Origin of the sequence: Peptoniphilus stercorisuis (genome assembly GCF_017874395.1) — a bacterium.
GTDB lineage: Bacteria > Bacillota > Clostridia > Tissierellales > Peptoniphilaceae > Anaerosphaera > Anaerosphaera stercorisuis.
Window position 1 is genome coordinate 1 of sequence record NZ_JAGGLJ010000009.1, and the last position, 21,441, is coordinate 21,441.

Sequence of the window (21,441 nt, forward strand, 5' to 3'; positions counted from 1 at the left end):
GCTAAGCTTTATATTTGCTATGTGTTTATTCGTTTATTCTCTTACACTATTTAATTATCAAGGTTATTTTTTGTCGCCTTCTGTTTTAGCGACTTCAATATTATATAACTTTCAAAGTCTTTTGTCAAGAACTTTTTTTCAAGTTATTTTTTATTGTTTTTTTATATTTGTCACTCAAGTTTTACTTAAGACAACTTATTTAGTATACATCTTTTAAGACTTGTTGTCAAGAACTTTTTTAAGATGTTTTTATTAAGTTTTAACAATTTTTGTTATCTTGTTTAGACAACTTATTTAGTTTACAACGTATAGTAGCTTTTGGCAAGAACTTTTTCAATTTTTTTGTAATTTATTTTTATTTCATAGATATTCTGTATTTTAAGCCATTTCTCACCACATACTATATATAGACTTACTATATAAATAGATAATCCATCTATATGTAGTATGTATGCCCAATGTTTTGTCTTTCAAACTTAATTTCTACTATTTATATATAGTTTATGTTTTTTCACTTTCCTTCTAATATATAGATCTATTTATAAATAAAAAAGAGCCTTGCTATAAGACTCTTTTTATCTATATTATTTCTTCTCCATTTATGCTTAGTGGTTTTTCTCTTGCAAATATCTCACCATATATCTCTATCCATTTGTCTCGAGATAGTAGTTTATAGTCTTTTAATTGAAGTTCCATTGCTTCTTCTGCAAGAACTAGAGATTTTTTTAATGCCTTTAATAATAGATATGGACTCTTTGGCATTACACCATCATCTGTTCCTGGTATATACCAATAGTAATCTGGTCCTTTTTCTATCATATACTCAAAGAAATCTCTTGTGTACCAATCATAGGACATGAAGTTTTTTACACTTCCTATTTTGTAATCCTCAAAAAACTCATATACAATTGCATCTATTAATGCTTCTTCTAAATCAAGATTCCAATTTTCATTCCAAATTTTTATCATTTTAACAAATATCTTTAAATTCCCATTCATCTGTTTATCTAGTTTATTAAATAAGTAAATTGATCTTCTAGGATTAGTTGCTTTAAAGCTCCCACCTGCTATTGGATCTGGATAGGTATAAGATCCATCTTCATTTAAAAATACTGGAATAACTTTAAATGAAATATCTTCTTCAAAATCTATTTTTATCTTTCTACAATCTAATGTAATAGAAGACTTTAAAAACTTTCTAAACTTTTTATTTACATCATCTAATAGAGCAAGCGGACCATTGCCACCATATAGACTATATCTCTTGTGCATATACCAAGGAAGTTCTACTAATACATTTATATTCTTATCGTCTAGGTTTGTACTTATTGCATAAGAATCTACTATTATAGAATGTAGAGAACTTGATTTTTTATTCCAATATTCAAAATTTATAATTTCTGTTATTTGTTCTAGATTATTTTTTATTTCTATGTGATGTTTTTTGCTTGTAATTAAATTTGAATAAAACTTTTCAAAAAAAACTCCACAGTTCATTTTATTCTCCTATTCTAAATGTTAAAAACACATTATATTTGTATCTTTCTATCTAGTTAATATTATATAATAATATTTCTTATTTTAAACTTATATTCTTTATATTATAAATAAGGGCATAAAAAAAGCGCATTAATATGCGCTCTTTTTATGTTAATAGTTGTTATTTTTGTAAAACATTGTTCTACAATCCTATATACCCAATAATCCTTTTTATTTTTTCATTATATTATCGGTTTATTTTAAAAGTATATATTCTTTTATTTTAAAATGTGTTGATTTAACACCTTTAAAACATTCTTTTTAATTTCACAAGTTTATATTACTTATGATATGGAAAATTATTAATTATTCTAAAAGCTCTATAAATCTGCTCTATAAGTATTAGCCTCATTAATTGATGAGGAAATGTCATATCAGAAAAAGAAAGTGCAAAGTTTGATCTTTTCATCACTTCTTCTGAAAGTCCAAGTGAGCCTCCAATTACAAAGTCTATAGTTGATTTTCCATTTAGTTGTATATTTTCAATTTTCTTTGCAAAATCTTCTGAACTTAAATTTTTACCTTTTATTTCAAGAGTTATTACATAATCTTGATCTTTAATTTTTTTAAGGATTTTTTCTCCCTCTTTTGCCTTTACCATTTCCATTTCACTATTTGATAAGTTTTCTGGAGCTGCTTCATCAGATACTTCTATTATATTTATCTTAGCATGAGGTGTAAGTCTTTTTTTAAATTCTGCAATTCCATTTAAAATATACTTTTCTTTTACTCTTCCTACTGCAATTATATTAATATTCATGTTACATTTTATAACACTTATTTTGTATTATTGCAAGTTTCATTAAAGAGATTTAACTTTTTCTAAAGCTTTTTCAAAGTTTACTTCATTAGTAACTTCAGGAACATACTCAACATATTGTACTATTCCCTCTTTATCTACTACTACAATTCCTCTAGCTAGTAGGTGATTTTCATTCATTAAGAATCCATATTTTGTACCAAAATCGTGGTCTTTATAGTCTGAAACGATTATAGTTTTGTCTATTCCTTCATTAGCACAGAATCTTGCTTGTGCAAAAGGAAGATCAACTGTAATAGTTACTATTGCAATATCATCTCTTAATTCTGCTGCTTCTTCGTTAAATGTTCTTGTTTGAAGTGAACATACAGGAGTGTCTATTGATGGTGCTACTGAATAAACTACAACTTTTCCTTCATTTTCTTTTGAGTCAAAAACTGATAAGTCATTTTTAACTGCTACAAATTCTGGAGCTTTATCTCCTACTTTAATTTCTTTACCTGCAAGTGTTACTTTATTTCCACCGAATGTTATATTCATATTATTATTCCTCCTAAATTGTTAAAATATTATTACTAATTCTAAGCCTATATTAGTTTATATCCAAATTGTTAACTTTAGAAACTTTTTTTCCTTAAATAATGATATAATAAATGTATTATTTAATTAGGATGTGAAAAATACAATGAAATATAAGCACAAAGCAGTAGTTCTTGGTACAAATTACTATATCGGACTTTCTGTTGTTAGAAACTTAGGACGTGCAGGAGTTTCTGTAACAACTGTTGATTATGATGAAAATACTAGATATGGCGCTTCTAAATATGCTATTGAAAGACTAATTGCTCCTCACTATAAAGAAGAAGAGGAAGAATGTGTAGAATTTTTAATAAATTATGCAAAAAAGCAAGCTTATAAACCTGTTTTATTTCCTACAGCGGATCTTTATGTTGAATTTATGGAAGATAATTTTGACAAATTAAAGGAATATTATCTATGGCCTAATGAAATCAAAGGTCTATATAAAACTTTAATGGATAAGCAATCTCTTCTTCAATTTACAGAGCCTCTTGGCATAAAAACTCCAGAGATTATAGATATGAATGAGGATAATTTATATACTAGAGTTACAGAAGAACTAGGATATCCGTGTATTGTTAAGCCTCGTGATTCAATGCCCTTTGTAAATAAATATAGAGCAAAGGTATTATTTATAAATAGTGAAGAAGAATTAAGAGATAAAATTGAAATGTGTAAAAGAGATAATCAAGATGTCTTCGTTCAAAGAATAGTAAAAGGACCAGAGACAAATTGTTACTCCTTTGATGTATATATGGACAAAAATCAAAATGTAGTAAGCTATATGACTACTAATAAAATTCGTCAATGGCCTATTAATTTTGGAGCAAGTACCTATGCAAGACAAAATTATATTCCAGAACTTTATGATATTTGCGTACCACTATTTAAATCTATTAAATATCGTGGATTTGCTGAAGTTGAACTTAAAAAAGATGAGATTACAGGAAATATTTATTTAGTTGAGGTAAATGTAAGATTTGTAAACTTTACAGAACTTCAAGCACATATGGGAATGAATACTCCTATGATGTATTTCTTAGATTCTATTGGAGAGGATTTTTCCGGACCAAAGATAAGTGTAAATCGTGATGTATATTGGAAATATAAATACGAAGATATATCCGCTATAAGACAATATATAAAAGTTGGTCAAATGTCATGGAAAGAAATATTTAAAGATTATAGATTTAAAAAAGTAAATTCCACTTGGGCTTGGGACGATCCAAAACCAGGACTTGGATTTTTCTTCTGGGCTCTTACACATAAGTTTACAGGAAGATAGTATTAAGAGCTTATTTATTAAGCTCTTTTTTTATTGTAGGCCTTTTAAGAGAGTTTTTTACAATATTAATAGTCATATATTACTTCTGTATTTAAATCTTTATTTAGCCCATTTGTTACTCCCTTTTTTTCTAGATGTTTTAACATTTACATTCTTGGATATAAATATTTTTACAAGGAGGGATATTATGATTCAATTAATAATTAAAATTTTAGTCAGTGCAATCGCAATTTCAATAGCAGCTTTTTTTAGCCCAATGCAAGTTACAAATTATTCAGCAGCAATTATGGCCTCTATTGTAATTGGTGTATTAGATTGGGCTATAAATAAGTTTTTAGGAATAAAAGCCTCCCCTGCTGGTCGTGGAACTGTTGGTTTTATAACTGCTGCAATTATTATTTATTTAACAGGAAGAATTGTAGATGGTTTTTCTGCTAGTATTATAGGTTCTTTAATCGGAGCTTTTGTAATCGGCATTGTAGATGCTTTAATACCTGGAAATAAAAATGTTTTTAAGAAATAATCATTAAATGCTCCACGTGGAGCATTTTTTTATTTGTATTTTAATACTTTTATGTGTTGCAATTCTACACATCATCTTTTAGTCTTTCATGCTTTTTTGAAATTTTTACAGATTTTTGTAAGTTTAATATTTTAAACTCAGATTTCTTAGAATATAGAATTTTTTCTATGTTTATTTCCTTTTATTATCTATCTATATTACATTAAATTTTAATATATAACCATTCTAATTTTATATATTTATTTGCTCTAAATTTTTACTATAAATTAAGGGAGTAGTTTTCATATAGTGAAATATATCATTTATCCACTGTTGATAAGTTTTTTAAGAATTTTATCCACAAAAAAAGAAGAAGTATTTCTACTTCTTACTTGTTTATAACTTTATTTAATTTTTTATCCACAATTAACTGTATTCTTTTAAAATTGAATCAAATATGTCTGATCCATTTTTACTCATTTTATACCATTTCGTATCTATTCTGATAAAACAGCCATCTCTAGCTATTTCTTTTCTCTTAAATGTCTTATCATATATATTTATAAAATCTAAACTATCACTTTCTAATGTGTCTTTTTGGACTTCTTCTGCACTTATTCTATTTAGTGATCCTATGATTTTTTTGACTTTTGCCTTGTCATTAATAGTTTTCATAGTATTATTTTCAAATTTTATAATTTCTACATAGGATATTTTCTTATTGTTTAGATCTAATATTTTATTTCTCTTTCCTATTACTTTGTAAGATAAAAACAATAGCAGTATAAAAAATACAGTTATAAATAACTTATTTTTACCTTTTGATTGATTTCTTCTGCTCAAAATCTCACTTCCTATATATTTAATACTCCATTCATAAATACAAAGGCTATTCCTCCAACTTTTACAGTGTTTTCGTCAATAATCTCTGCACATAGACAGGATTTTCGTCCAAGTTCTATTCCTTGAACTGATTTTATTTTCTTTGTTTCTTTTGATACAAATTTATTTATATAGTATAAGGTAGCGCCAGTTGAAGTACCAGATCCTGCTTCTTCTTCAACTCCAATTGATGGAGAAAATGTTCTTTGACGAATATGAGCTTCTTCTTTATTTTCTTCTATTGTAAATACTTGAAAACTTATTATGTCTTCTTCTTTTGAAAGTTCTAAAACTTTGTCATAATTTATTTTAATTTTTTCAAGTATCTCAACAGACTTTACTGGAATAACTATATCTGATCCACCAGTTGAGATTTTTTTCGGCTTTAATATAGCTCCATTTAGGCCTAAATCTTCTTCTTTAATACCAATGGCCTCTAAAATTCTTTCATCGCTTATTTCCTTATCTAAATTCCTTACATTTAAAATCATATTTACTCTTTTTACTTTTGAGTTTTTATACTCAATTTCTACAGGAATTTTTCCAAGTTGTGTAAGTTGATTAATTTTTACTATACCATTGTCTATTTTTTGAATATATTCATTTTCTGAAAGAGCAAAAAATGTAGCAATAGTTGCATGACCACATAATTTTATTTCTCTATCTGTTCTAAAAAATCTAGTTGCATATAATCCTATATCAAGTCTTCTTACAAAAACAGTTACTGATTGATTTAAATCCTTTGCAACATTTTGCATTTCTTCATCGCTCATTCTACCTGCTGATATAACTATCCCTGTTGCATTTCCATTAAAAGCTTTATCTGTAAAGGCATTTGCAAGATACATATTATAATATTGCATTAAATTTCACCTCTTATTATAGTGTCACATATTCTACTAAGGTCTTCTTCTGAGTAGTATTCAATTTCAATTTTTTTAACTTTTCCACTACCTTTAAACAAAACCTTTGTACCAAGGGCATCTGAAAGATTCTTTCTTGCCTCTTCCATAAAAATATCAAGTTCTTCTTCTGTTTTATTATTTTTATTAAGTCTTTTTTCTGTATCTTTTACAGAAGAACCACTTTTTATAATCCTTAGCGCCTCATTATATTGCATATCTTTATCTTTAATAGAAAGTAAAAGTTTTGCATGTGACATTGTTAAAAGCTCATCTTTTAAAAAATCAATAACTCTTTTATCAAGTTTTAAGACTCTAATTGTATTTCCAATATATTGTCTGCTCTTACCTATTGCAGATGCAAGTTCTTCTTGTGTTAGAGAATACTCCTGCATTATAGACTTATATCCTAAAGCTTCTTCAATTGGATTTAAATCTTGTCTTTGAATATTTTCTATAAGTGAAATCTTATCTGCATCTTCCTTAGATACATCTTTTATTAAAACAGGAACTTCTTTAAGCCCTGCTTCTTTTGCAGCTCTATATCTTCTTTCTCCAGCTATAATCGTAAATACATCTTTATCTTTTCTAAGTACTAATGGTTGAAGAATACCATATTCCTTTATAGATTCTGATAATTCTTTAATTTTTTCTTCATCAAATATTTTTCTAGCTTGTTCTTCATTTACCTGTATTCTATCTATAGAAATACTTTGAAGCTCATCTTTTTTTGTATCATTTAAAATTTCTTCAACTTTTTCAGAATCTTTAATAAAATTTGTTATACCTCTACCAAGACCTTTTTTCTTCGCCATTTTATAACCTCTTTCAAGATTTCTTATCTCTTTTGATTACTTCCTTTGCTAAACTTAAGTAAGCCTTTGCACCTTTAGAATTTGGATCATATTCAAATATGCTCATACCAAAACTTGGCGCTTCAGCAAGTCTTACATTTCTTGGAATTACAGTTTTATATACTTTATCTTCAAAAAATCCCTTTACTTCATCTGCAACTTGTATTGAAAGGTTTGTCCTTCCATCATACATACAAAGTACAACACCTTCAACTTGTAAATCACTATTAAAAGTATCTCTGATTAAAGATATAGTGCTCATTAGCTGTCCTACACCTTCTAGAGCGTAATACTCGCATTGCACAGGAATAATAATACTATCTGATGCCACAAGTGCAATCATTGATAAAACTCCTAGTGATGGAGGTGAATCTATTAGACAATAATCATAATTCGCCTTAATATCTTCAATTGACTCCTTAAGTCTATATTGCCAATTATTTTCACGAGAAAGTTCAATTTCAATACCTGCAAGATCTCCATTTGATGGTATTAGATCTAATTTCTTATTTTCTGTATTTAAAATAGTATCTTTATTTCCATTAATTAATAAATCATATACATTGTGTTCTTGTTCTTTATCAATTCCAAGCCCACTAGTTGCATTTGCCTGAGGATCTAAGTCTATTACAAGGACTTTCTTTTTTGAGTTTGCAAGAGCAGAAGCAAGATTTACAACAGTTGTAGTCTTTCCAACTCCACCCTTTTGATTAAAAATAGTAATAACTTTAGCCATTTTAAGCCCCCTATTCTATTCAATATAATATCAGAAATTTATACAACTTAAAAGATGTTTTAATCTAAAATGCAAAAATGCTCCACGTGGAGCATTAAAATTTGCTTATTTTTCTAATAATTAATTCTTCTACTGTAATATTTAAATTTTCCGATATTTTAGAAAGCTTTTCATAATCAGATTTACTTATTTCAATATTTATTTTAATTTTTTCACTATTTAATTTCTTTAGAGTTTTAATTATCTCATCTCTATTTTCTCTAATAAATAAAATATCATATTCTCCAGCAAGTCCATTTATCTTTATTCCCTCTTCTTTAGTCAAAGGATTAGTTCCAATTTCTAGCTCTAGTCTTTCTTTTAATTCTAATACAACTTTTTTAAATTTTTCTCTTTCCAAAATATCCTCCTAATTTATTAATTATATCACTAAAAAAAAATGCTCCACGTGGAGCATTTTTAAAATTATTTATTTAATTCCATTATTAAATGAGGAATATTATCTAAAAGATAAACTTCACTTTTTTCAACAAATCCCATTGATTTGTAAAATTCTTTTAGATAGTCCTGTGCTTCTATTATGATTTTTTCTTCTTTTAATTCATTAAATATATACTCTATTGCATATTTAAGTAGTTTTCTACTTAGTCCATTTTTTCTATTTTCTTCTTTTACAAGGACTCTTCCCATATGATAATTTCCATCTTCTTTAAATATTCTCAAATAAGAAATTATATTATCATTTTCTTTTTTAAATATATGAATAGAATCTTTATCTAAATTATCTATATCTTCATAATAACACTTTTGCTCTACTATAAATATTTGATTTCTAAGTCTTAATATATTATATAATTCATCTTTTGTAAGTTCATTATAATTTTTATTATAAATTTTCATTTTTCACCTATTTTAAATTAATTTCATTATTTTTCCTATCTACTATATGTTTTTCAACATTTGCATTTAGGTATTTTTCACTAAGTTCTGATATGAAATCTAGAGCTTCATTTAGTGTTTCTAGTTTTTCTTCATTTAAAATTTCCATAATTAAAAAGGTATTTTTTGTATCATCATTTATCATAGTTCTTGTTCCATCACGCCAGTTAAAACATCTACAAACTGCACCTTGATCGTCTTTGTAGCAAAGTTCACCTTCTTTTGTAGGCTCATTTTCTTCTGATCCTATTGCATAAAACTCATCTCCACCATCTGTAAGTGTAAGTCTTAAATCTCCTACAAAGGAGTCTATATCCTCAGCTCCACAAGGAAGTCCAAATTTAAGTGATGCAGAATTATATATATCTACAAGTGCATTTATTGGTCCTACTATATTATCTTTTTCAACTCTTTTTAAAAGTGCTTCTATTGAGCATCTTGCCTTTTTCTTAGTTTTAAATTTTTTGTAGGCATCTCTCCACTCTCTTATTATTTCATTGTCACTAAATTTCGGATTTGTGATAAATTTTTCTGCTTCTTCATTTGATTTTAATAATAAGTCTTTTAATTCATTTGGTGATTCACCATTTTCCATATTTTTAATTAAAAGTACTCCTAGTTTTGCATCTGGAAATATTTCAAAAAAACTTTCATCTGCTATAAATTTACTCATTTTTACAACTCCTTTATCATTATATAATCTCTTTGTCTGTCCTCTCCCATATAAAAATCATGAGAGGATATAATTTTAAAATCTATTTTTTTATAAAATTTAAGTGCTTTTTCATTGTGTTCCCATACTCCAAGCCAGATTTTATCTTTTTTAAGAGTTTTTGCCTTTTCTACTGCAAATTTTACTAAAATTTCTCCAATTCTGTGTTTTTGATATTTTTGAAGTATATAAATCCGCTCTATTTCAAGGGCATTTTCATCTATTTGCTCAGACTGAGCATCTAGTATATTTAGTTTTAAATAAGCTGCAAGTTCATCTTTAAAATATAATAAATAGAATTTTGAAAATTTATTTTCAATTTCACCTTTTAATTTTGTAATTGTAAAGGCATTTTTCAAATATAAGTCTATATCTTCTTTTTTATTGTATTTTCTAAAAGTTTCATCAAAGGTTTTGTAGCTAATTTTTTGAAGTTCTTCTATATCTGATAATTTACATTCTTTTATTTTTATATTTTCCATAATTAATATTTTCTTTTATTTCCCTTTTTTACATATTCCCAGTCTTTTTCCACATTTTTTCTAACTTTTATAAGTAATTTTTCAATTTCTTCTGCTTCTCTTTTACTAAATCCTTTTAGTGCAATTTCATTTGAATAATCATTTTCTCTTTTTATAAAATCATATACTTCTTCTCCCTTTTTAGAGACATAAAGTCTTTTGATTTTTTTATTTTCTTCATCTGATTTTTTTTCAATAAATCCATCTTTTTCAAGCTTTTTAACAGCTCGAGATATAGTTGTTTTATCTACTTTTATCATATCTGATAGTTCTTCTTGAATTATTCCTGAGTTTTCATAAATCCTTATGACATATAAGTACTGCCCCTTTGTTAAATTACATTCTTTAAATTCAATATTTGCAATTGAGTCTAGTGATCTTGCAATCATTCCAATTTCTCGAAGGATTTCTACCATTTTTTCCCCCTTTTAGTTGTATTTGCAACAATATATTATATATTAGTATAATTTAGTTGTATTTGCAACTATTTTTCCACAAAAAAATAGCCCGAAGGCTATTTAATTATAGTGGTTTACTTTTTGGTTTTCCTCCACCTCTTGGATATTTTTTTGGTGTCATTCCCACTTTTTTAATTATTAATAAATAGTGAGTTATATCCATTGGAAGTTTTATTTCTACTACTTCTTCAAGCTCTCCACCAAGTTCTTTTAAAGCAGATTTAGCATTTTCAATTTCTTCTTTATATTCTGGTCCCTTCATTGATATAAAGTATCCACCAACTTTTACAAAGGGTAAATCATATTCAAGAAGTGTAGATAGATTTGCAACAGCTCTTGATGTTGCTATGTCAAATTGCTCTCTATACTCATTAGTTCTACCAAGTTCTTCAGCTCTTCCGTGGACTGTTCTTACATCTTCAAGTTCTAATGTATTTATTACTTCATCTAAGAATACTAGTCTTTTATTTAATGAATCTAGAAGTGTTACATCTAGCTCTTCATTGTAAATTTTAAGCACAAGTCCTGGAAATCCTCCACCTGTCCCTATATCTATTAGAGATTTATTTCCATCTAGATATTTTGTTTTAAATAGTGATAATGAGTCTAAAAAATGCTTTACATAAACTTCATCTTCTTCTGTAATTCTAGTTATATTGATTTTTTCGTTCCACTCAAGTAGCAATTCTTTGTACTTTTGCAGTTCTTCTACTTTTTTTGCTTCAAGTCCAAAGTCCTCTATATACTGTTTAAGTGTCATTGCATTCTCCTTAATTGTTCTAAATGTATTAATAATACATTAATATCTGCAGGTGAAACTCCTGTAATTCTTGAAGCTTGTCCTATTGATTCTGGCTTTATTTGATTTAATTTTTCTTGTGCTTCAAGTCTTAGTCCAGAGATTTTTTTATAGTCCATATTTATATCAAGTTTTTTCTTTTCTAATTTTTTAAATTGATTTATTTGAATTCCTTGTTTTTTAATATATCCTGCATATTTAATTTCAATTTCAACTTCTTCAACTATATCTGCTCTTAATTCTTTACGATTAGGATCAAAAACTTTTACAATTTCATAGTTAAACTCAGGTCTTCTAATTAATTCTTCAAGTGTAACTACATTTCTAATTGGACTTGATCCAAGAGATTCAATTATTTCATTATTTTCTTTTGTAGGTGTAATTCTTATTTCTTGAAGTCTTTTTAGTTCATTTTCTATATTTTCTTTTCTATATAGATATCTTTCATACTTCTCATCATCTACAAGGCCTATTTCACGTCCTTTTTCACTAAGACGTATGTCTGCATTATCTTGTCTTAAAGTAAGTCTGTATTCGGCTCTTGCAGTCATCATTCTATAAGGTTCACGAGTTCCCTTAGTTACAAGGTCATCTATTAAAACTCCTATATATGCTTCTGATCTATCTAGTACAAAAGGCTCTTTATTTTCAAATTTAAGAGCTGCATTTATTCCTGCAATAAGTCCTTGTCCTGCTGCTTCTTCATATCCTGATGAACCATTTATTTGTCCTGCAAAGAAAAGCCCTTCAATTTCCATATGTTCAAGAGATCTCTTTAAGACAGTTGCATCTATTGCATCATATTCTATTGCATAAGCAGATCTTGTAATATGACAATTTTCAAGTCCTAAAACCTTGTGATATAGCTCTATTTGAACTTCTTCTGGAAGTGATGATGATACTCCTTGAATATACATTTCATCAGTAGAAAGTCCTTCTGGCTCTATAAATACTTGATGTTTGTTTTTATCTGTAAATCTCATTACTTTATCTTCTATTGATGGACAATACCTTGGTCCTACACCTTCAATATCTCCAAGATATAGTGCAGAACGATTTATATTTTCACGAATAATCTCATGACATTCTTCAGTTGTATATGTTAAATGACAGTCAACTTGCTTTACATCTAGTTCTTTTTCTATATTGTCAAAGGAAAAAGGAACTACTTTTTCATCTCCTGATTGAACTTCCATTCCCTCAAAATTAATTGAAGATTTTAAAACTCTTGCAGGTGTTCCTGTTTTAAGTCTCATAAGATCAAGCCCTAAATCCATTAGTGATTTAGAAAGTTCATTTGCTGGTTGAAATCCATCTGGTCCTGATTCATAGTTGATTTCTCCCATAAAAACTCTACCTTTTAAATATGTTCCTGTTGCAAGAACTATATTTTCAGACTTATAAATTGCTCCAGTTTTAGTTTTTACTCCAATTACCTTAGTTTTATCATCATTTGTTAGTATTTCAACAGCTTCACCTTGTCTTAAATCAAGATTTTCTTGTCTTTCTACTACCCTTTTCATCTCATCATGATATCTTCTTTTATCTGCTTGTGCTCTTAATGAGTGAACTGCAGGTCCTTTTGAAGTATTTAGCATTCTAGATTGAATAAAAGTTCTATCTATATTTCTTGCCATTTCTCCACCAAGGGCATCTATTTCACGAACTAAATGTCCCTTTCCAGTTCCTCCAACATTTGGATTACAACTCATTGCCACAATTGAGTCAAGATTTATACATAATAATAAAGTTTTTCTGCCCATTCTTGCTGCTGCAAGAGCAGCTTCAGTTCCAGCATGACCTGCTCCAACTACTAAAACTTCATACTCACCGGCATTATATTCTCTTACATTTGCCATCTATTTTCTTCCCACTTTCTACTTACCAATACAAAATTCGCTAAATACTTTATCAAGTACATCTTCAGTTGTAGTATCTCCTGTAATTTCGCCAAGAGATGCAAGGGCAACTTCAAGATTTACCTCTAAAAGATCTAAAAACATTTCTTGTTCTATATCTACTAATACTTCATCCATTGCAGATTTTGCCTCTTTTAAAGCAGTAATATGTCTTAAATTATTTACATATACATCAGAGGATTCCTTAATTTCACCCTTAAAGAACATTTCTTTTATTTCATCTTCAATAGTTTTTATTTCCTTACCTGAAAGAATAGATACATCAAAGTATTTTTTATCTCCAAGAAGTTCTTTTATTTCACTATCTGAAACTTTTCTTTCTAAATCTGCCTTATTTAATAAAATAATTGATTTTCTATTTTCTATTAAAGATATAATCTCTCTATCTTCCTCTGTAAAAGACTTAGATCCATCAAAAATTGCAATTATTAAATCACTATCATTAATAGCTTCCTTAGCACGACTTACACCAATTCTTTCAACTTCATCATGAGTTTCACGAATTCCTGCTGTGTCAGTTATTTTAAGAAGTATTCCATCAAGATTTACAAAATCTGTTATTACATCTCTTGTAGTTCCTGGAATATCTGTAACAATAGCCCTTTCATCACGAAGTAAGCTATTTAAAAGAGAACTTTTACCAACATTTGGCTTTCCAAGAATAACAGTATTTATACCATCTCGAAGTAATTTTCCACGACTTGAATTATCTATTAATTCATTTAAACTTTTAATTACATTTTTAGCATCTTTTTCAAGAGATTTATAAGTTGCCTCAACTATTTCATCTTCAGGAAAATCAATATTTGCAACAATTAATGCTGCCATTGACATAACTTCATTTCTTATTTCATTGATTTTTCCAGAAAGAGATCCCTCAAGTTGCTTAATACTCATATCATAAGATACTTCTGATTTTGATTTAATAAGATCTATTACAGCCTCAGCCTGAGTAAGATCTAGTCTTCCATTTAAAAAGGCTCTTTTTGTAAACTCACCAGCTTCAGCAAGTCTTGCACCCTTTTCAATAGTAAGTTTTAAAATATTTCTAACAGAAATAATACCACCATGGCAGTATATTTCAACAATATCTTCTCTTGTATATGTTTTTGGAGCAAGCATTTTGACAATTAAAACTTCATCTAAAAGTTTGTCACCATCATAAATATGTCCATAAGTTAATTTTCTATTTTCTGCTTCTATTAAAGTGGATTTTCCCATAGGTCTAAAAATTTCATTTGCTATTTTTATAGAATTTTCTCCACTCATTCTTACGATTCCAATTCCTGCTTCTCCAGTTGCTGTAGAAATTGCAGAAATAGTCTCTGAATTTATCATAATTATCATCCTTTATATATATTTCAATGTATAATTTTATACTATAAGTTCTTAATTTTCCATAGTAAGAAATACCTAGGAACATTTTATATTAAAGTTATGTAATTTGGTAGTATTTTATATAATATGTATTTTTTGAAAAAATAAAACAGCGGATTATCCGCTGTTTTTTAATATTCTCTCTCTTTTTGGATTACAACTCTTCTATAAGGATCTTTTCCTTCAGAATGAGTAAATACTCCGTCATAATCTTGAAGTGCTTCGTGGATTATTTTTCTTTCTTGAGGATTCATAGGTTCAAGTCTTATAGCTCTAGAAGTTCTAAGGGCTTTAGCAGCCATTTTTCTAGCAAGATCTTGTAAAGTATGTTCTCTTTTCTTTCTGTATCCACTTGAATCTACAACAACTCTAATATATTCACTAGAGTTTTTGTTAATCATTAAACTAAGTATATATTGTATAGCATCAAGAGTAACTCCTCTTTTACCAATAACTATACCAAGTTCTTGTTCATTTCCTAAAATCTCAACAGATAAAATATTCTTTTCTTTTTTAATATTTAAGCTATATTTTATATCTAAAGTTTTCATTATTTTACTCATGAACTCTTCTGTTATGTCATAAATAGATAAATCATCTACTTCTTCATTTGTTTTTTTAGATTCAGTAGCACTTATTTTTGAGTTGTTTTCAAATTTATCGCTCACTTCTTGAGCTTTATTTTGGCTCTTCTCTGATTCTAGTTTTTCGTTAAATATTTCAGCTAAAAGATCTTTAGTATCAGTAACCTTAGAAACTTTTACAGTAGCATCTTTAGTTCCAATTAGTCCTAAAAAACCCTTAGATGCTTCTTCAATTACTTCGATTTTTGCTTCATCTCTAGTAATATTTAACTCTTTAAGAGCCTCACTTACGGCTTCATCTACAGTTTTTGCTACTTTTATTACATAATTCATTATTTAACTTCCTCCGCACCTTTAGAAACTACATAGTTAGAGATTAACTGTTGAATAATAGTAAATATATTACTAACTGTCCAATATAGAACTAGTGCTGATTGCATTCTTCTACCCATAGTAAGAATCATAATTGGCATAAAAATCATCATACCATTCATCATACCTTGAGATTGTTGATTTTGCATAGTTTCATTAGCTGGATTTTTAGTAGTAACAAAGGATACTAAAAATGTTGTAATAGCTGCTACTATTGGCAATACCATAGTTTTGTCAATTTCTTCTAGACTTTTTATAAAGAAAAAGTTTTTATTCATTGCAGAAAATGCATCTTTTGTAAAAGCATATTTAGTAGGATCAATAAACACCCTATAAAAAGCAATTAAAACTACCATTTGAATAATCATAGGTAGACATCCTGCTAGCATATTATAATTTGCATCTTTGTATAATTTTTGTTGCTTTGCAGCTAGAGTTTGCGGATCATTTTTATACTTTTTTTGAAGTTTTTGCATTTCAGGTTGCAGTTCCGCCATTTTCTTCTGATTTTTAATTTGAGAAACATTAAGCGGTATAATTACAAGCTTTAAAACAATAGTTGCAACTATAATAGAAAGCGCAAAAAAAGATATGCTCTCTGGTTCTGTTGGAAAAGCACCAACAAGAACATCATAGATCAATTTCAAAAATGAGCCTAGCACTTTACTAATAGCACTCATTAATTTCCTCCAAATCTAAGGAAGAGGATCGTATCCGCCCTCGTGGAAAGGATGGCATTTTAAAATTCTTCTTATAGTTAAATAAGTTCCCTTAAAAAAACCATATTTTTCATAGGCTAAATAAGAATATTGTGAACATGTTGGTGTAAATCTGCAGCGAGCTCCTACTAATATATATGTTGAAATAAATTTTTGATAAAATCTTATTAAAAGCATCATAACTTTTCTCAAAAAAATCACCTTACTCTTTTTATAACATGAATAAAGGAGCTCTCAAGTTCCTTATAAGATAAATCAACAGCAACTTTTTTAACAACTAAAACATAGTCATAGCCAGGTTTTAACTTTAAAAAGTGTTCTCTATTAATCTCTCTAAGTCTTCTTTTAATTTTATTTCTTGTAACAGCATTTCCAACTTTTTTAGTAATAGTAAATCCAATTCTAGGATAATCTAGGTTGTTTTTCTTATAAAAAAGTGTAAATGTTCTGTTTCCAGTAATATGCTTTGCAGAATATACCCTTTGAAATTCAATGTTCTTCTTTAAATAACAATCCTTCATGTCCTTCATTATTATGCAGAAAGAATCTTTCTTCCCTTTCTTCTTCTAGCTTTAATTATATTTCTACCAGCTTTAGTTCTCATTCTAGCTCTGAAACCATGTTCTCTTTTTCTTTGTTTATTTTTTGGTTGGTAAGTTCTTTTCATTAAATTCACCTTCTTTCTAATATGATATAAAAATTATATTGGTAAGTGGCCTTATTGTCAAGATTTTATTGAAAAATCAATAGTTAAAGGATATTTTTTTGTTTATAGCTTGTTGATAAGTATGATTTTATTTGTTAAAATATATGTGGATAAATTTTAATGACTGTTAATTATTTAATTAGATGTTTATAGATAGAGTTATCCACATTCTGTTGATGAATTGTTAATAAACTCTATTTTTTTAGTTCTTTTTAGCTATTTTCTATATTATAGCTATTTTTTATCCACAATAACTAACTAAATTATAAGTACCATTATTAATATCCACAAAGAGTCAACATATGTTGATAACTTTATACAAATTTTTTTATTCACAATTATTTTATTTTTAATATTGTGGATAATTTTAGATAAGGAGGCTTTTATGGCTAAAGATCTATCCTTAATATGGGGTGAAGTATTAAATAAATTAGAACAACAGTCCATGTCTGCCATATCTTTTAATACTTGGTATAAAGATATGAAGCTAAAACAAATAGATGAAGAGAATAAAACATTTTACATAACTGTACCTATTGAATTTATGAGAACAAGACTATCAAATAATTCAGCACAGCTAGGTCGTGTTAGAAAATGTATTAAAGAGGTTGTAAAAGAGGAATATGAACCTGTAATCTTAACAGAAGATGATGATGAAATTTATATTCCAAAAAAAGAAGATCACAATCTTCCAAATACTAGACTTAACCCAAAATATGTATTTGAAACCTTTGTTGTAGGTAAAAGTAATGAATTTGCCCATGCAGCATCACTTGCTGTAGCTGAAAGTTATGAAAATCCATCAGATGCACACTCAAATCCACTATTTATATATGGTGGTGTAGGCCTTGGAAAAACTCATTTAATGCAGGCTATTGGACATTTTATATTACAACAAGATCCAACAAAAAAAGTTTTATATGTAACTAGTGAACAATTTACAAATGAACTAATTAATTCAATTCAAACTAATAAAAATGAGGAATTTAGAAATAAATACAGAAAAGTAGATTTATTATTAATAGATGATATTCAGTTTATTGCTGATAAAGACAGGACTCAAGAAGAGTTCTTCCATACTTTTAATGATCTACATGAAGCTAATAAACAAATAGTTTTAACATCAGATAAACCTCCTAAGGAAATTAAATCCTTAGAAGAAAGACTTATTTCTAGATTTGCATGGGGTCTTGTAGTAGACATTGGACCACCAGACCTTGAAACACGAATAGCTATACTTAGATCAAAGGCCGATTCTGAGGGATTTGATGTACCTGATAATGTAATTAATTTTATTGCTAAAAATGTAAAAAGCAATATTCGTGAGCTTGAAGGAGCATTATCAAGAGTTATGGCTTATTCTAAGCTAACTACTGGTGAAATAAATGAGGAAACAGCTGCAATTGTACTAAAAGACATATATAGTCCGCAAAAACAAAAGGTTGTAACTCCAGAATTAATAAAAACTGTAATTTCTAAGAACTTTAGAGTATCAGTAGAAGATATTAATTCTAAAAAAAGAACTAGAGCTATTGCATATCCTAGACAAATAGCTATGTATATAACTCGAGAACTTACTGATTTATCTCTTCCTAGAATTGGAGAAGAATTTGGAGGGCGTGATCATTCAACTGTTATTCATGCCTATAATAAAATCGAAAATGATATGAATGAAGATACTTCTTTTAAAATTAAAATTAATAATCTCATAAAAGAGATTAAAGAATAGCTGTTAATAGTTTTAGACTTATTATAAACTTATCAACATGTTATTATTTTCTTTAAGTGTTGATAAATAGAAGTCAAAAGGACTTATCCACAAACTAACAGCCCCTACTACTATTATTAATTATATATACTATATAGGAGGCAGCTAATAATGAAATTTAAAGTAAATAAAAAAGCTATAGCAAAACATATATCCATCGTTCAAAAGGCTATTTCAAATAGAACAACTTTACCAATTTTAGAAGGAATCAAAATTGTTGCAAATCACAACATTATAACTTTGACTGCAACTGACAGTGAAACTGCTATTAAAACTTCTTTTCCTGCAATAGTTGAAGAAGAGGGAACTATTGTAGTTAATTCAAGATTATTTGGAGATATTATAAGAAAACTTCCAGATGATATAATAACTATAGAAGTTTCTAATTATAATATGAATATTTTATGTAGTAATTCTGAATTTAATATTCAATGTCAAAATTCTGAAGAGTTTCCAGATTTACCAAATCTTGGAGATATAAAAAACTTAAAGATAAATGCCAATGATTTTAAAGATGCAATTCGAAAAACATCCTTTGCAGTTTCTTTAGATGAAACTCGTGCAACACTTACTGGTGTTTTAATGGATATAGTAGATTCAAAAATTACTTTTGTAGCACTTGATGGTTTTAGAATGGCTCTTAAAAAAATAAGTATTGATTCAAATATTAATACTAAGGCAATTATTCCTGCTAGAAATTGTAATGATTTAATAAAAATTATTGAAGATGATGTAATAGATATAGATATTGAAATAGGAATAAATATTATAAAATTTGATCTTGGTGATACTATTTTTTATGCAAATTTACTAGGATCTGAATTTTTCCAATATGAAGGACTTATAAAAGATAATTATAAAATAAATTCTAAAGTTAAAAAATCAGATTTTCAATCTTCCTTAGAAAGAGCAAGTCTTTTAGCTAAAGAGGACCGTGCAAATCTTGTAAAATTATCTGTATCTGAAGATATAATTGAAATTAGATCAAATTCTGAAATAGGTAGTTCTATGGAAATAGTTCCAGCTGAAACTATGGGAGGAGAACTTGATATAGCATTTAATTCAAAATATATTATTGAGGGACTTAAAAATTTAGAATCAGATGAAATAACTTTAAGTTTTACTGATTCTGTAAATCCAACTATAATAAGAGAAATTGATGATAATAGCTATATATATTTAGTTCTTCCAGTTAGACTTGCAAATTAGGTGATAAAATGGAAATAAAAATAAATGATAAATTTATAAAATTAGATTCTTTTCTAAAACTTTGTGCAGCTGCACAAACTGGCGGAGAAGCAAAAATGATAATACAAGATGGTCTTGTAAAAGTTAATGGAGAAATAGAAACAAGAAGAGGTAAAAAACTATATCCAAAAGACGAAGTAGAATTTGATGGAAATGTTTATATTGTCGGTGAATAATGAAACTTTTAAATTTAAAGCTTTTTAACTATAGAAATTATTCTTATTTAGAATTTTTCCCCTGTGATAAAATAAATGTAATAGTTGGGAAAAATGCAATTGGAAAGACTAATTTACTTGAGGCTGTTTATATATTAACTGTTGGAAAGTCTTTTAGAACTTCAAGAGATCAAGAAATAATAAATTTAAACAAAAATAGTAGTGAACTTTTAGGGAGCATAAATAATTTTGGCTATGAAGATGACTTAAAAGTTGTTTTAAATAGAGATGAAAAAAATAGATACTTCTTAAATTCAGAAGAGCTTAATTTAAAAAATTATAAAAGAGATATGGCATCTGTAATATTTTCTCCATCAGATTTAAATATGATAAAATTTTCTCCTCAAGAGCGAAGAAAATATTTAGATAATTTAATTTCAAAAATTGATCCAATTTATGAGCATAATTTAAGTAAATATCGTAAAATAGTATATGAGAGGAATAAGCTTCTTAAAAAAAGCAGAGATAGATCTCTTATAGACATATACAATTTTCAACTTGCAGATACAGGTGTTAAAATTTTAAGAACTAGACTTAATATTATTAAAATATTAGAAAAGTATAGTAAAATGCATTTTAAAAATTTATCAGGTGGTGAAAACTTAAAGATAACTTATTTAAGCACAATACCACTATCATCTGATGAAAGTGAAATGCAAAAAATATTTCTTAAACATTTAGATAATGCTGTAGAAAGAGATTTAGAACTTAAATATACGACTATTGGACCTCATAGAGATGATCTTGATTTTAAAATTGAGGATTTAAGTGTAAAATCCTATGGTTCTCAAGGAGAGATTAGATCTGTAGTATTAAGTTTAAAACTAGCAGAGGTAAATTTAATTAGGGGAATTTTAAAATCTGATCCTATATTATTACTTGATGATGTTTTTTCTGAACTTGATAAAAATCGTGCGAAATATTTAATTAATAGTTTAAATAATGTTCAGACATTTATTACATCAACAGATTTAAATGAGGAAAATTTTAAGGATTTAGAGGGATCTTTTTTTGAAATTGAAAATAGCAAAATAACAAAAAGATATAATAGATTAGGAGATTAAA

26 protein-coding genes are annotated in these 21,441 nt (G+C 27.5%); 6 read left to right on the plus strand and 20 right to left on the minus strand.

What is annotated here, in order from left to right; all coding sequences use genetic code 11:
• Positions 1 to 579: 579 nt before the first annotated feature.
• The 3 genes from J2Z71_RS05340 to tpx all read right to left on the minus strand — a co-directional run bounded on the left by J2Z71_RS05340 (position 580) and on the right by tpx (position 2,839).
• Positions 580 to 1,497, minus strand: coding sequence for an SMODS domain-containing nucleotidyltransferase (locus tag J2Z71_RS05340; protein ID WP_210060822.1), 918 nt, complete (start codon positions 1,495 to 1,497; stop codon positions 580 to 582).
• A 322-nt stretch (positions 1,498 to 1,819) separates the two neighbouring features.
• Positions 1,820 to 2,299, minus strand: coding sequence for a 23S rRNA (pseudouridine(1915)-N(3))-methyltransferase RlmH (gene rlmH, locus J2Z71_RS05345; RefSeq protein ID WP_210060823.1), 480 nt, complete (start codon positions 2,297 to 2,299; stop codon positions 1,820 to 1,822).
• 42 nt (positions 2,300 to 2,341) lie between these two features.
• Positions 2,342 to 2,839, minus strand: coding sequence for a thiol peroxidase (gene tpx / locus J2Z71_RS05350; protein WP_210060824.1), 498 nt, complete (start codon positions 2,837 to 2,839; stop codon positions 2,342 to 2,344).
• Between the two features lie 145 nt (positions 2,840 to 2,984).
• On the opposite strand from tpx, the gene J2Z71_RS05355 reads away from it, so the two are divergent.
• Both J2Z71_RS05355 and J2Z71_RS05360 read left to right on the plus strand, forming a co-directional pair.
• Entirely contained in the window at positions 2,985 to 4,163 is a 1,179-nt protein-coding gene (locus J2Z71_RS05355; RefSeq protein ID WP_210060825.1) for a carboxylate--amine ligase, read from the plus strand.
• Positions 4,164 to 4,350: 187 nt separating this feature from the next.
• Entirely contained in the window at positions 4,351 to 4,686 is a 336-nt protein-coding gene (locus J2Z71_RS05360) for a phage holin family protein (RefSeq protein ID WP_210060826.1), read from the plus strand.
• A 405-nt stretch (positions 4,687 to 5,091) separates the two neighbouring features.
• Here the strand turns inward: J2Z71_RS05360 and J2Z71_RS05365 are convergent, their stop codons facing one another.
• From J2Z71_RS05365 to rpmH, 17 genes are all read right to left on the minus strand, one after another.
• A complete protein-coding gene (locus J2Z71_RS05365; RefSeq protein WP_210060827.1) occupies positions 5,092 to 5,508 on the minus strand; it encodes a hypothetical protein in 417 nt (138 codons plus the stop codon).
• Between the two features lie 11 nt (positions 5,509 to 5,519).
• Positions 5,520 to 6,410, minus strand: coding sequence for a PhzF family phenazine biosynthesis protein (locus J2Z71_RS05370; protein ID WP_210060828.1), 891 nt, complete (start codon positions 6,408 to 6,410; stop codon positions 5,520 to 5,522).
• On the minus strand, positions 6,410 to 7,264 hold the full coding sequence (locus J2Z71_RS05375; RefSeq protein ID WP_210060829.1) for a ParB/RepB/Spo0J family partition protein: 855 nt from the start codon (positions 7,262 to 7,264) through the stop codon (positions 6,410 to 6,412). Before J2Z71_RS05375 ends, J2Z71_RS05370 begins: the two co-directional genes overlap by 1 nt.
• 13 nt (positions 7,265 to 7,277) lie before the next feature.
• Positions 7,278 to 8,039: a ParA family protein gene (locus J2Z71_RS05380; RefSeq protein WP_210060830.1), complete on the minus strand. Its 762-nt coding sequence runs from the start codon at positions 8,037 to 8,039 to the stop codon at positions 7,278 to 7,280.
• Positions 8,040 to 8,133: 94 nt separating this feature from the next.
• Positions 8,134 to 8,439: a hypothetical protein gene (locus J2Z71_RS05385; RefSeq protein ID WP_210060831.1), complete on the minus strand. Its 306-nt coding sequence runs from the start codon at positions 8,437 to 8,439 to the stop codon at positions 8,134 to 8,136.
• 65 nt (positions 8,440 to 8,504) lie between these two features.
• The gene (locus tag J2Z71_RS05390; RefSeq protein WP_210060832.1) at positions 8,505 to 8,939 is read right to left on the minus strand and encodes a GNAT family N-acetyltransferase; all 435 of its coding nucleotides are present in this window, start codon (positions 8,937 to 8,939) and stop codon (positions 8,505 to 8,507) included.
• A gap of 7 nt (positions 8,940 to 8,946) precedes the next feature.
• Positions 8,947 to 9,651, minus strand: a complete 705-nt coding sequence (locus tag J2Z71_RS05395) for a B3/B4 domain-containing protein (protein WP_210060833.1) — start codon at positions 9,649 to 9,651, stop codon at positions 8,947 to 8,949.
• A 2-nt stretch (positions 9,652 to 9,653) separates the two neighbouring features.
• Complete coding sequence (locus J2Z71_RS05400; RefSeq protein ID WP_210060834.1) at positions 9,654 to 10,172, minus strand: GNAT family N-acetyltransferase; 519 nt, start codon at positions 10,170 to 10,172, stop codon at positions 9,654 to 9,656.
• 2 nt (positions 10,173 to 10,174) lie between these two features.
• Positions 10,175 to 10,627 carry a MarR family winged helix-turn-helix transcriptional regulator gene (locus tag J2Z71_RS05405; RefSeq protein WP_210060835.1) on the minus strand — a complete coding sequence of 151 codons (453 nt, stop codon included), beginning with the start codon at positions 10,625 to 10,627 and terminating at the stop codon, positions 10,175 to 10,177.
• Positions 10,628 to 10,733: 106 nt separating this feature from the next.
• The gene (rsmG, locus tag J2Z71_RS05410; protein ID WP_210060836.1) at positions 10,734 to 11,429 is read right to left on the minus strand and encodes a 16S rRNA (guanine(527)-N(7))-methyltransferase RsmG; all 696 of its coding nucleotides are present in this window, start codon (positions 11,427 to 11,429) and stop codon (positions 10,734 to 10,736) included.
• Positions 11,426 to 13,327: a tRNA uridine-5-carboxymethylaminomethyl(34) synthesis enzyme MnmG gene (gene mnmG / locus J2Z71_RS05415; RefSeq protein ID WP_210060837.1), complete on the minus strand. Its 1,902-nt coding sequence runs from the start codon at positions 13,325 to 13,327 to the stop codon at positions 11,426 to 11,428. The genes rsmG and mnmG overlap by 4 nt, the downstream gene beginning before the upstream one ends.
• A gap of 18 nt (positions 13,328 to 13,345) precedes the next feature.
• Positions 13,346 to 14,725 carry a tRNA uridine-5-carboxymethylaminomethyl(34) synthesis GTPase MnmE gene (gene mnmE / locus J2Z71_RS05420; RefSeq protein ID WP_210060838.1) on the minus strand — a complete coding sequence of 460 codons (1,380 nt, stop codon included), beginning with the start codon at positions 14,723 to 14,725 and terminating at the stop codon, positions 13,346 to 13,348.
• A 170-nt stretch (positions 14,726 to 14,895) separates the two neighbouring features.
• Entirely contained in the window at positions 14,896 to 15,681 is a 786-nt protein-coding gene (gene jag, locus J2Z71_RS05425; RefSeq protein WP_210060839.1) for an RNA-binding cell elongation regulator Jag/EloR, read from the minus strand.
• The gene (locus J2Z71_RS05430) at positions 15,681 to 16,400 is read right to left on the minus strand and encodes a YidC/Oxa1 family membrane protein insertase (RefSeq protein WP_210060840.1); all 720 of its coding nucleotides are present in this window, start codon (positions 16,398 to 16,400) and stop codon (positions 15,681 to 15,683) included. The genes jag and J2Z71_RS05430 overlap by 1 nt, the downstream gene beginning before the upstream one ends.
• 15 nt (positions 16,401 to 16,415) lie before the next feature.
• Positions 16,416 to 16,631, minus strand: a complete 216-nt coding sequence (yidD, locus tag J2Z71_RS05435; RefSeq protein ID WP_210060841.1) for a membrane protein insertion efficiency factor YidD — start codon at positions 16,629 to 16,631, stop codon at positions 16,416 to 16,418.
• Positions 16,632 to 16,636: 5 nt separating this feature from the next.
• Entirely contained in the window at positions 16,637 to 16,960 is a 324-nt protein-coding gene (gene rnpA, locus J2Z71_RS05440) for a ribonuclease P protein component (RefSeq protein ID WP_210060842.1), read from the minus strand.
• An 11-nt stretch (positions 16,961 to 16,971) separates the two neighbouring features.
• On the minus strand, positions 16,972 to 17,106 hold the full coding sequence (gene rpmH, locus J2Z71_RS05445) for a 50S ribosomal protein L34 (RefSeq protein WP_210060843.1): 135 nt from the start codon (positions 17,104 to 17,106) through the stop codon (positions 16,972 to 16,974).
• A gap of 424 nt (positions 17,107 to 17,530) precedes the next feature.
• On the opposite strand from rpmH, the gene dnaA reads away from it, so the two are divergent.
• The 4 genes from dnaA (at position 17,531) to recF (ending at position 21,440) form a co-directional block, all read left to right on the plus strand.
• Positions 17,531 to 18,874 (plus strand): chromosomal replication initiator protein DnaA, encoded by a 1,344-nt coding sequence (dnaA, locus tag J2Z71_RS05450; protein ID WP_210060844.1) that lies wholly within the window; start codon positions 17,531 to 17,533, stop codon positions 18,872 to 18,874.
• A 150-nt stretch (positions 18,875 to 19,024) separates the two neighbouring features.
• Positions 19,025 to 20,122: a DNA polymerase III subunit beta gene (gene dnaN / locus J2Z71_RS05455; RefSeq protein ID WP_210060845.1), complete on the plus strand. Its 1,098-nt coding sequence runs from the start codon at positions 19,025 to 19,027 to the stop codon at positions 20,120 to 20,122.
• Positions 20,123 to 20,130: 8 nt separating this feature from the next.
• Positions 20,131 to 20,337 (plus strand): S4 domain-containing protein YaaA, encoded by a 207-nt coding sequence (gene yaaA / locus J2Z71_RS05460; RefSeq protein ID WP_210060846.1) that lies wholly within the window; start codon positions 20,131 to 20,133, stop codon positions 20,335 to 20,337.
• On the plus strand, positions 20,337 to 21,440 hold the full coding sequence (gene recF, locus J2Z71_RS05465) for a DNA replication/repair protein RecF (RefSeq protein WP_210060847.1): 1,104 nt from the start codon (positions 20,337 to 20,339) through the stop codon (positions 21,438 to 21,440). Before yaaA ends, recF begins: the two co-directional genes overlap by 1 nt.
• The last annotated feature ends 1 nt before the right edge of the window (position 21,441 follow it).